The 11,769-nt window shown below is 64.9% G+C and carries 5 protein-coding genes and 1 pseudogene; all 6 read right to left on the bottom strand.

Annotated elements, in window-relative coordinates; translation table 11 throughout:
* Window positions 1–4: 4 nt before the first annotated feature.
* Window positions 5–685 carry a hypothetical protein gene (locus tag ACZ5TL_RS32220; RefSeq protein ID WP_468594260.1) on the bottom strand — a complete coding sequence of 227 codons (681 nt, stop codon included), beginning with the start codon at window positions 683–685 and terminating at the stop codon, window positions 5–7.
* On the bottom strand, window positions 682–3,738 hold the full coding sequence (gene dpdH, locus ACZ5TL_RS32215; RefSeq protein ID WP_468594259.1) for a protein DpdH: 3,057 nt from the start codon (window positions 3,736–3,738) through the stop codon (window positions 682–684). The genes ACZ5TL_RS32220 and dpdH overlap by 4 nt, the downstream gene beginning before the upstream one ends.
* Complete coding sequence (gene dpdG / locus ACZ5TL_RS32210) at window positions 3,731–4,588, bottom strand: protein DpdG (protein WP_468594258.1); 858 nt, start codon at window positions 4,586–4,588, stop codon at window positions 3,731–3,733. Before dpdG ends, dpdH begins: the two co-directional genes overlap by 8 nt.
* A gap of 2 nt (window positions 4,589–4,590) precedes the next feature.
* Window positions 4,591–7,170, bottom strand: coding sequence for a protein DpdF (gene dpdF, locus ACZ5TL_RS32205; RefSeq protein ID WP_468594257.1), 2,580 nt, complete (start codon window positions 7,168–7,170; stop codon window positions 4,591–4,593).
* Window positions 7,167–10,481 carry a protein DpdE gene (gene dpdE / locus ACZ5TL_RS32200; RefSeq protein ID WP_468594256.1) on the bottom strand — a complete coding sequence of 1,105 codons (3,315 nt, stop codon included), beginning with the start codon at window positions 10,479–10,481 and terminating at the stop codon, window positions 7,167–7,169. Before dpdE ends, dpdF begins: the two co-directional genes overlap by 4 nt.
* Window positions 10,482–11,563: 1,082 nt before the next feature.
* A pseudogene (locus ACZ5TL_RS32195) lies at window positions 11,564–11,769 on the bottom strand (hypothetical protein); the annotation flags it as partial.

The raw sequence follows: 11,769 nt of genomic DNA, 5'->3' as shown, positions 1-11,769 counted from the left end.
AGCGTCAGTCCGCCTTTCGAGTGACAGAGATCCAAACATCCTGATCGTATGCGCGGAGCAACTCGATGTCATCCGAACTCAGGTCTCGTAGCGTCAACCCGCCCGCGTCGACACGTTCGATCAACTGGGCCAGTTCTGTGGGCACTTCGCTGGGCGCATGCTCTACCAGGCGCAGCACGTCTGCGTACGCAGTGCAAAAGGAGCGGATCACAGTGCCGTCGACATTCCTGCGCTCGGCATACCCGCGCATGTCCCGCAACAGTGTCTCGGCCTCCCGGCGCTCCGCCGGAGCCAGGGCCGCAAAACGTGCCGATGACACACCGCTTATCCGTGTGCGAGCCCACTCGCACCAAACCTCCCGGATCGCAGCGGCGATGTCCTTGGCGCAGGTCTCTAGCGCTTTTTGGGCCTCTGTGAACACGCGGTCGGCCGGAAGACCGCCGCGTGACTTGGTCTCAAAACGCTGGTACGCGCTCACCAACGCCGTCAAGTCCACCGACTGCCCTGTGCGCTCTTTGAGTAGCCCGGCGATGCCCACCTGGCCGGTGGCCTTCTCCAATGCGATGCGGACTTCGTCGATACGCCGCACCACACGCTCTTGCTGCGCCGCATCCTTCTGCGCTTCGGCAATGTGCCGGGCTTGATTCTGTAGTTCGCGCGCCTTCTCCAACACCGACGTGCTCACGCTTCATCCCTCGAAGCCGCCTGGGCGACCTGCTGCCAGGCATCCATCAACGCTCCCATCTGTTGACTTGCGGTACTGGCGGCTGTCTGCCCCCGCGCTTCGGCAGCCTGCAACGCATCGCTGAGGAACGCATCAGCTGACCGCAACAGTTGATGCATGCCAGCAAGGTGCGGGTCTCTCGAGGGAACGACGCCCTGCAGTGCAGCCGCCAACGCGGCAGGCCCCTCAAGATCGTCCGTGAGCTTGGCCAGGTCTCGTTCCAGCACCGTCAAACTGGACCAGTCCGCGCCCTCGTTCTCCTCTACGAGAGCCCGAATAGCCAGGATGTGGCTACCGCCTTCCAGCCCCAACTCCGCTGCTACCCGTAGTGAGGCGTCCAATTGGCTGAGCAGGTCTGCTGAGCGCTCGCCCCGCGGGAAGCACTGCCGTATGTCGTGCAGCAATGACGCCAACTGCGCATGCTGCGCGGGCACCAGTACACGCCAGCCTGCCAGCGGTTGCGCCGCATCCTGCACCCACCGGGGCAGTTCAATGCTGTCCAACTCCCACTGCTCGGCGGCACGACGCAGCAACGGCAACGCCCGCGCGGCGTCGATGACCTGCACCGCGCCCGTGCCCTGTCCCACACCGAGCGCTGCGCGCAGGGTGTCGATCAATGCCCCGCGCTTGGCCAGATGCGCGTGCAGACTCCGCTGCCACATCTCGGTACGGGACGAGCCGTCGCCGCGCTGCCAGGACTGACCGGCATCGAAGGCGGCAGCGTGCAACTGCTCCAGGGGCAGGTGGGGATGGGCGTGGCCGGCGAGCGCCGCTCCCATCAGGGACACCCGCAAACCTGATACAAGATCGTCGTCACTCAGTTGGGCTTGAGCAGTGACCCGTGTGCGCAATACGCGGGCGTAGCGGTCTGCCATGCTCGCCAAACGCACGACATCCTGGGAGCGTACAGCCGTAAGGGTTTCAGCGTTCAGCAGGATCAGAGTCTTGAAGAACTCAGAGTTGGCGGCGGTGCGTTTGAAGATGACAGGTGAGTCGTCTCCTGCCAGTGCCTGAGCGGCAGCTCCTTCGATGGAGACGGTGTTGGCGCGGTTACTCCAGCCTGCCTGCACAGCGTCTGATACTCCGAGCGGCTTCACCGGCGGGTTGAGCCAATCCTGACGATAGACGGCTGCACGTGAGACCACCGAACGCACCGTAGAGGCTTCCGTTGTGGGCAGACCATCGCCCGTGCTCCAACTCTCCACCGCGTCCAAACGCTTTTGCAGGCTCCGCGATAGAGCCGGCTCCCCGCTTTTTCTGGGGCTGTCCACTGCAGGCTTGGGCGTGGATGTCGTTCTGGGTGTCCGGGGGAGTGGTTTGGTGCGATCGGTGTCGATAGAAAGATCAGGCAGGGAGAATGCGGTGGCGATCCCAGGCTCGAGGTTGATGAGTTCGGTGGGGCTGTCGGCCCAGAATTCCAGGAGCTTTTCACGGCGAGCACCCTCGGCCTGGTCGAGGTCGTCGATCTGTTCGCGCACTCGGCCGGCGAGAGGGAGATCGTCGGCGTCGCGGTTGCTCTTGAAACGACTGCGGAATTGCTCGTCGGGGAATGAGCCTTCCTGAATGCTGTCGTAACCCTCGGTCAGGACCGGAATCAGGGCACGACTGAGAATGGTCCGTGGCACGAAGGCGTGTGGTTGCTCGGCCGGAGCGACCGCGTGGACGGTCCTGCGCAGGGCAGGCCGGTTAAACGGATACAGGCCGTACCCTTCGGCGGACTTCCCGAACGCGTCGTGGCATGCGGCCCGAACCGGGCACTGATCGCACTGGTTGGGCACCGACTTCCCGGCGTGGGCCTCCAATTCCTTCCGTCCCACGCGGGCGGCATTGAGATAGCGGCCGGCGAAGGAAGCGATCGCTTCTATGCCGTCATCCTGGTTGTTCAGGACGAGGTCCAGGTTGTAGACATGGCCGCCTGTGGACGCTTCGATCCGGGTGATAGCTGTTTCCGGCAAGTCGTGGAAGTAACCGCTGGTGATCGCCATGAGGGTGCGCATGGGGGCGAGTACAGTCCGGCCTTCGCGCTGCGACGTCTCTGTGATGGCATCCAGCAGATCGCGTTGGACTCCCTGGATCAGAGCGAAGTCCTCGACCAGCAGGACAATTTCTTTGCCCCGCCGTGCATAGATCTCACGGACTTTCTTCATCGCATCCAGGACGCGGCCGCCGCCGAGTGACGACGTGGCCTGGACGGACTTTTCCCAGTATTCGTTGAGCATGCCCACTGCTACTTCGCGCATTTCCGGCTTCGACAGCAGCAACCGCAGCATGACCCGGGTGGGTGCGGCCACGCCCTCCATCGCGGCAGTAACATTCAGTGGCAGGTGATCAACGGTGAAGTGGGCGGGGCGTTCATCGTCCGCTTCGCGGTCGCTGAGCATGTGCTCGGCGAAGCGGGGGATGAACTCTCCTTCCGCCAGCATCTGATCCTGCAGGACGGGGTCCTGCAGGATCAGAGCCAGCCCCTTGGGGCCCGCCAGTTGCCGCTGTCTGCCCCGCAGTTCGGCCGCCGTGGTCCCGGCCAGGGCGATCATCAGTTCATTAATGAGTCGCAGCGCCAAGGTGGACGTGTCGATGCTGTTGGTGGATGCGCTCACATCCGCGCGGACTTGGGCGACCTCTTCGTCGTCGACACCGTCCAGCAGCGACTCGATCACGTGCCGCAGGCTGGTCTTGGACTTCTCAAGATAGATCACCTTGCGCTTGTCGGAGGCCGGGAGTTTTTCCCGCACCCAGCGGACCAGATGGGACTTCCCGGAACCGGACTCGCCGACGACCGGCATCAGCACGGTCCCCGTTGCGGTTTTCCGTCCCAGAAAATCCTTCAGGACGTCCCTCTCCCTGACCAGCTGGCCAGTGTTGTTGAACGACCTGCCATCAATCTCCGCACGTTGGATCTGCAGACGCGTGTGTGTAGCCAGGAAGACTGCGGAGGACGCCACCACCGCTTCGGTCTGAATCGTTGAGATGACCCGCTCGATGTCCCAGCAGACGTAGTCGCGCAACTCAGGCATCGTCGTCCTCCAGCAGGGTGATGGATGAACAAATACGTGCGGACGACCGCTCCGGGTCCTGCAGGTTGATGACTACGGAGGCGTCTGAGTCCTGCCCCAACAACAGCCATCCCTCGTGCTCTCCGCGCATCAGGGCAAAGGAGAGAGCAGCACCTACCGCCTTTGGCGCATCAAGGGTGTAGCCCAGCGATGCGGCGAGTTCCCCACCGGCCACCACGGGCAGGTGTCGGCGTAGCAGTTGCAGAACGCTCATGGAGTCAGTGGAACGGCCGCGCTCGAGTCCATCGGTGAGTACCTGATGCACGGCGCGTGTGCAGTCCGGGACGTGCCGACTGGCGGTGTACGGCGCTGGCGCGATCAAGCCCAAGGCGGTGCCCCACGTGGCAAAAGAGGGCCACCGAGTGTCGTTGGTCAGTACCAGTTCGCCATCCGGCGCGGAGCGATTGTGCAGTTGATCGACGGTGGCCCAGTTGAAAGACTCCTTGAACGGGTCCCTCGTAAGTATCCAGGCAAGGGCGCGGCGCATATCCTCCGGTGGATCGGGCACCTCGCCCTCAACCCCCAAGACTGCCGCACGAGCGAGTCTCTGGAATCTGGCGTAGTCGTCGACGGTGATCTTTTCCAGTCCACCGGCCAGCGACCATGTGCCGTCCTGGGTTGCGACAGCCAGTCCCAGATCCCTCAGCGTGCTCAGCGCATGATGGACCGGGCCGGAGTTCTTCGCTTCTTCTCCGGGCTCCAAATACATGGTGATCGCATTTTTGGGGAGGGGTTTTCCTTCCGAAGCGAGGAAACGCACCACCGTCCAGATAATGGCCGGGGACGGAGTGGGAGTGTTGAGCAACTGCATAATCAGAGCCCTTTTCTCGCATGCTGCAGAGGAAGCGCGGTAACGTGCGTGTCGAGAAGAAGCCGGCCGGGCCGGCTAGGATCTTCCGCCTGCTCGGGGTGCAGCAGATAGACGGGCTCGCCCTCGGACAGGCGTGTCCACGCCTCAGCATTTACGACGGCTGCCACTTCCTTCTCCACCCACACCATCAGCCCCCGGACCTCGTGCACGAGGCTGCCGTCGTAGTCGAACACGACAGCTGTCGATCCGGCCTCTTCCTGGATCTCGCATGCCTGGGCCGGGTTAAGACCCGGACCGCCGAAGTAGGACACCCCGGCCCGTGCCAGGCGCACCAATATGGGCATCAGTTCCGTGCGTCGCTCGTCGTCGCTGCGCCAGTACAGACACAGGCTCGGGCTGTAAGGGTGCAGCCCATGCAGTGGAGCGTTGCTGCGCGCCCACTCGGCGATATCCGGGTCGGGGGACAGGGGAGTGCGATACAGCGTCCCGGGTCCAGCCGGCGGCAGGCCCTGGCGGCGGCAGGAAGGGCATCCGCGACATGCTGGCATCGTGAAATACCCGTGGACGGTGTAGTACTCCACCAAGTCATCGGCTAGGCACCGCCGCCGCAAGAGCAGTTGTTCCATCAGTTGCAACGCGCTGTCCTGCGCCACCTTGATGTCTTGACGAACCCGGTTGATGGCGTCGGCGAAGTAGGCGGGATTGTTCGTCTGCCCGTCCTTGAGATCAACGTCGACGAGATCGGGCGCCTCCTCGTAGAACGCGCCCAGCCGTCGATCCCACGCCTGGTCGTCCTCACCCGGCGTGCGCTGCGGTGGTGCGGGGGGCAGGATCTCGATCAGGCCGGCCCGCACCATGAAGTTGAGGATCTGCTCGTTCCAACTGCGGTGGCGCTTGTAGCCCTCGGCCAAGCGTGCCGGCCGGTGCGTCATGTTCAGCCGATACAGGTCGCTGTCGGTGCGGGGGCGCTGGAGGAACATGCCTTCCCACCAGCGCTCCCACGCCGTGGGGGCGGAGATGAGTTTCTGGCGATTCAGGCTCTGGGCAATGCCTCGGTCCGCCGCAGTGGTGGCGAGGTAGGCCAGGGAGGGGCTGCCGTCCCGCCCGCCGCGACCGACTTCTTGGTAGTAGCGGTCCACCGTTTCTGGGAGGCAGGCGTGGATCACCGTGCGCACATCGGTGAGATCGACTCCGAGGCCGAAGGCCGAGGTGCCCACGATGACGTCGAACTGCGTGGCATCGGAGGTGTCGTTGCTGCCTCCTGCCCATCCGGTCAAAGCAGTGCGCCGCTCGTCTTCGGTGGAATCACCGTGCACGGTGGCCACGCGGTGCAGCCCGGCTTCACGCAAATGCTGTACCCATAGCCTGGCGTCCTCACGCCGGGCCACATACAAAGCCATGGGCTTGGGCAGACGCGTGACTGCTTCCAGCACAGCCTCGGTGCGTTCCTCTTCGACGGGGAAGGAGTCGATGAAGTAGGCGGGCTCTTGGCGCAACTCCGACGCCCATACCAATTTAGCCTGCCGCGGGCGGGCAAAAAGGTTCTCTAGAGTGTTCACCTGCTGCTGCGTGAGGGTGGCGCTCATGGCTACGGTGCGCGGGGCCCGCCGTGGGCCGGCTGCGCTGATCCAGTTGCGCCGCTGCGCGGCCAGGGACTGAAACGCCGTGCGGAAGTCGTTGCCCCACTGTTCGACCAGGTGAGCCTCGTCCAAAACCAGGTAGTGCAGGTGCCCTGCGCTGGCGGCCTCCAGCAGGGCTGCCTGCAACCCCATGGTCACGGCTTCCGGGGAGGCCACGACCAGGCCCTGGCGTCCGGAGACGATGTCGTCGCGGATTTGCTGCTTGGCATTGTCATCAAGCGAGCCGACATAGGCATACCGGCGCTGCTTGGCCTCGGGGTTGCTGCGGGCGAGCAGGCTGCGGATGCGGCGCTCCATGTCGATGGCCAACACTACGGTGGGAACCACGAGCACCGACACGCCACCGTGGGCGCCGGCCAGCAAGCACGCAGCCAGAGCCACCGGTGTCTTGCCGTGCCCGGTGGGAAGACAGACGACCGCCGTTTCCCCCGGCGGCATCATCGCCAGTGAACGCGCAGCCTGCTGCTGCCCCCGGGACAGGTAGTGGTGGTAGCCGTTTACCTGGGTCCAAAAAGGGTCGGAGGGTGTGTTGTCCAACGCTCGCCGCATCGGGGAGTCAGCCCCCAGGACGGCGTGACGCACCTGGTCGAGTGCTGCCTTTTCGGCCGCAGTACTCTCCTGCGCCGGCGCCCATGGCACGCCACGCAGCAAGACCCGCTCGCCGTCGAAGACGACGTCCAAGCCGCCCTCGCGCCACTGTTCACGCGTCGGCAGCCCCGCACGCAAAGGGACCGGAAGGGCGTTGGAGTTGCCCAGGGCCCGGGCTCGCAGCAGGATTTGATGCGTCAACGTGACCACGTCACGCCATCCGCTCTCGCCGTTGCCGAGTCCAGCCATTGCATCGCCCAGACGGCGCACTGTGCCTGCCTGGTCCGCGGTCCCACCTGCTGCAGGCCATGCCGCGAACAGGCGCCGAGCCTGTCCCCACTCGTCTGTGCTCATGCCTGCACGTACTCCAAGCCACGCCGCACGATACACACGGCCGCCACGATACGGATCACCGGACGGGACAGTCCCTCGGCCAAGGCCTGCAAAGTGGCTGCATCGGTGACCAGGCCTTCAGTGTCTCCCACCAAGTGTCCGGCAGCGCGCCGTGCACCGCACTGGGCGTTGAGGACTGCTGCCACCTCCAACGCTTGCTGCTTGGCTTCTTCGCAGGTGGCCACCAGATTCGTGTGCTGGTGCAAGACCCCCAGGGCTGCCTGCGACGCCTCACGGGCAAAGGAGGCGGCAGCCTCCTGCCCGCCAAAGAGGCCGAAGTACTCATCGGCACGGGCACTGTTGTAATTGCGGTCACCGTTGCTCTTGTTGTACGGCTCATTCAGCCATGCCAGCTGCGCCGGATTGGTCACCGCCCGGTTGGTGCCCCCTTCCACCCAGATGCGGCGCACGAAGGGAGCCAGGATGCGGTCCGCCTGCCGACGCAGCGCACGCTGTGCATCGGAACTGCTTTCCACGCAAGACAGGGCGATGGCCACATCGGCCTCTATGAGGAAGTCAAAGCCGTAGTACGGCTGAGGCTCCTGACCGCGCGGCATGTGACGGTCGACGCGGCGAAAGGCTGCGCTTTGCCCCAGGTCGTCGTTGAGGATGGCTTCACTGAGCAGATCCACCAGCGGATTGCCCAACCGGAACAACCGGGTGCCAGGATGGCGCAGTGCGGCGGAACGGTTGAACACCCCTGACGCCAGAGCATCATCGGTGATCCGCTGCTGCACCCGTTGCCAATGCCGCGGCGCCAGCAAGGGGTGCGCCGAGCCCACCGCGAACTGCACCGTCGGCGTACCAGCGACCGAACGCGTCACGTGGGGCAGACGGATTCCTCCGCCATCCCTGTCGGAGTAGTGCAACAGCGCCGACTGGAACTGCTTCCAGTCCGTTTCCGCATCGATCAAGGAGGCCGGGATACTGCGCAGACCCTGGCCCGCGGTGTGGATGGACTCCAGAAGATCCATCTTGGCGATCTCCTGCTGCTCCGCCCGCAACTGCCGACGCACCTCTTCCCGCTGGGCCAGCAGCCCTTCAGGCCCTGCGGCAAAGGCCTGCGCCCACACCCCGTCAAGGGACTGGGCGATGGCGTCCTGCAGCGTGGACGTGGAGGCGTCAAAAACCTGGTAGCCCTCGGTCAGCAGCGTCGCCCACGCCTCGGCGAAGGAGGCATCGCTGCCGTTTTCGTCTGCCAGACGGAACTGCGCTGCGGGCACGTCCTGTCTGCTCCCTTGCACGCCGGGGTAGCGGTCGACGCGTCCCAGTCGCTGCTCCAACTGGTTGGCGGACCAGGGCAGCCGCAGGTGAAACACACCGTCGGCCACCTGCAGGTTCAAACCATCCTCGGCGGAATCGTCCGCCACAAGCACTGCTTGCCCCGTGGCATCCGACCAGGCCATGAGCGCATCCGCCGCCGCCTGAGGCTCCCGGCGCCGGGTGTGCTCGGCCACCGTCAGACGACCAAAACGGCTGTGCAGATACTGGGCCAGGTGGCCGGCCAACTGCCCCGGACCGCAGAAGATGACCGACTTCTTCAAGTGCCGCATTTGCGGCAGCAGGGCATCGACGAGCCCGCGCAGATCTTCCCGAGTGGGGGAGTGCTCTCCTTCTTCCAGGTCGCTAAGCACACTGCGCTCGACGGCCACCACCGGGGCCGCGGCCAGCAGGGCCACCTCGTGCGCGCTCAAACCGGCTCGCTCTGCAGCCGCAGAGTCAGCGTGCACGCGCCACTGCAGCACATCCACGATGTCGCCACGCAGCACCGTCGCCCGCGCCGTCAGGACCGCTAGGACCATGCCATAGGGGGTCCTGCTGTCCGCGGCTGCCTCGTTGTCCAAGTGGTCGCGCACCTGACTCCACCAGTGCAGGACCAACTCGGGCCCCGCCTCACCCACGCCGGCGGGAGCGGGGATGAGCGTGGGGCGGGCTCGGCCGCGCACCGCATACGCCAGCCCTACCACCTCGTGATCGCTGCTCTCCCGCAGTACCGCCTCGCGGCGATGGCGGATCACCCGCCGGTGGATGCGGTAGGTCTCGCTGAGATGAGCACGCACCTGCGCGACTCGGTAGCTGAACTCACCCCGCACCGAGGCATCCACCAACTCGTCCTCGTCATCGAGCAACGCCACGACAGCGTGGGCGAGTTGAGCAAAGCGAGTATCGGTGTCCGGGAGCAGCTTCGCGATGTCCTCGAGACTGTCGCGGATCACGTAGTTCAAATCCGGATCCAATGACTGGACACTGTCTGCCAGGGCCGAGCGCATTGCATAACGCTGCTCGAACTCGGCTTGTTGGTCCCACCCATACAACTCAGGATCCAGCAGGTGCAGCAGTCCCAGATTGGTCAGGTAGTTCGACGTGACGGGCGTCGCGGACAGCAGCAGCAGCCGCTTTGCCGAGTGCGCAAGCGCGCACAGTTCCCGATACGGCGACTGCTGCGGGCCCGACTCCACCAAAGCATGTGCCTCGTCCACGACCACGAGAGCAAACCCCTCATAGGCCTGCCACTTGTGCGGAGTCTCATGAGAGGTGACGACCAGACGCTCCACCGGGAAGTCCCCGATAAGGAACTTCTCCTGCAGTTCCCTCAGCCACTGCCGGCGAAGCGCCGCGGGGCAGACAACCGCGACTCGCGCAGCCAGATCGTCCAGCAGAATCTGCCGGATGACAAGGCCTGCCTCGATCGTCTTCCCCAGACCCACCTCGTCGGCCAGCAGATACCGCTGGACGGGATCGGACAGCACTGTCAGTGCAGCCTCTACCTGGTGCGGGTAGAGCTCCACCGAAGAGGACAAGAACGCGCTCATCCCGGCCGCTGCGCCCCGTTGGCGCACCAGGCTGTGCAGCATCGGCAAGCGGGCGTCCCGGAAGGGCGCTGTGCTGCCTCCGCGCACCGCGAGATTGGCCACCGGATCCCGCACCGGACGATCCCAGCGGACGTAAAGATCGTCCACCGGAACCGGCAGATCGTAGTCTGCGTTGGGGAACCGCACGATGTACTCGAGCGCGCTGGCATGCACGACGCGTCCCACGTTCCACGCCCCGCTGCTGCTCTTCCACCAGATACGCTCCTCGCGGTCGAGGAGCACCCGCTGCGCCGCTGCAGCCGCCACCCATTGTGAGTGCGCAACCGTCGTGATCGGCGATTCGAAGTAGTCGACGCGAAGGCGTCCCCCTTCGACCTCCCCGATCTTACCGATTCCCGGTCCGCCCGGTACCCGGATGAAAGCCCCGCGCCGGAAACCGTTCGCGTCACCGTTGTTCATGATCTTGCCCCCCACGTACCCGCACGGCTCGCCCCTCCCCAGGCGCGAATAGCCGCACATCCTTCACTATTTGATCACATGCCCCAAGGGAGTTGAACCCTTAAGGGTGTTCTGATCCTGGCAAGGGGGCGTTAGATCCGGCCAAAGGTGTAGCGTGCAACGGATGATAGGGGATGGAGGCGTCTTCTCGTCAGTGTTCCCGCAGTTGGCCGCCGCGAGAAGCGATGCGCCACACGTCGGCCAGGAGGGGCGCTCCACTCCGCGTTCGCGCGACTCGCCGCCCGACCTACGCCGAGAGGTTGCGCTGCCCTCCAATACTTGGAAGTCGCCGTCGCCCGGCCTCATGGGTGAGGGGTGGGTGCGACGTTGACGTCGTCCCGAACGCCGCTGAGTCTGACGGGCTGACCTGTTGATCACGGAGCGTCGCGGGACCTGTGGCTGGACTGATGCCCATGTGCTCCCCACCGGCTGTGTTCCGCGTGCCGGGCGAAGGGCCGGGAGTGCCCGGAAGGCAACCGAATCTTCCGGGGCAGTCGGATCATCTGCCCTGGCTGTGAAGCGACGGACAAGATCTGCGTGGACTGTCACAGCCCGTTCTGGGGGCGCGATCGCCGATGCGGGCCATGCAAGTGGCAGAGCGTGCCAGCGGAGATTCGCACCAACCGTTCCCGGGCCTATTGCAACGCGAGCCGCGCACGAATTTTCGGGACCGCCTCGGTGGACCGCGTGACCGAAGAGGAGTACGCCGCGATCCGGGCTGAAGGCCAGTGGGTCTACTGCGGCCGACAGGTGACGGGCGGAGACGTCGACCACATTGGTCCCTGACGCTCGGCAGCCGACACGAAGCCGCGAACCTGGTTCTTGCGTGCATCCACTGCAACCGCAGCGAGAACAACTCTCTGCTGATCAGGTGGCGACCGGACTGTGTCGAGCATGCTTGCCAGGTGTCCGAGAAGGTGCGGGCGGAGTATGAACGGCAACGTGCCCAGGCGGGTAGCAGCAGCGTAGCGGGAAGACGATGGACTCTCGCAGGATCGGCGCTTGGTAGGGGCACACCCATCTGTGGACGGTCTTAGTGGACGTTAAGTCCGCTTCTGGTAGCGGCCTCGTCCGGGTTGAGTGAGGAAGCCTTGGCGGGTGAGGCGTCCGAGGCGGCTGCGGGTGATGTTGACGGATGCCTCGTCGGTGGGCACGCCGAGGAGTTCGTGCAGCTCACGGGCTCGGAACTCTTGATCGGGATGCTGGTTGAAGGTGTTCACGATGGCCTGGTAGGCGGTGTTCGTCTCGG

This window comes from Streptomyces sp. NPDC033136 (assembly GCF_055578235.1).
The sequence above is the reverse complement of the archived record's forward strand: the minus strand, read 5'-3'. Positions and strand labels throughout refer to the sequence as shown.

Coding starts and splice junctions, on each gene's coding strand:
- dpdH (WP_468594259.1), bottom strand. CDS start 3,738: ATGCCTGAGTTGCGCGACTACGTCTGCTGGGACATCGAGCGGGTCATC.
- dpdG (WP_468594258.1), bottom strand. CDS start 4,588: ATGCAGTTGCTCAACACTCCCACTCCGTCCCCGGCCATTATCTGGACG.
- dpdF (WP_468594257.1), bottom strand. CDS start 7,170: ATGAGCACAGACGAGTGGGGACAGGCTCGGCGCCTGTTCGCGGCATGG.
- dpdE (WP_468594256.1), bottom strand. CDS start 10,481: ATGAACAACGGTGACGCGAACGGTTTCCGGCGCGGGGCTTTCATCCGG.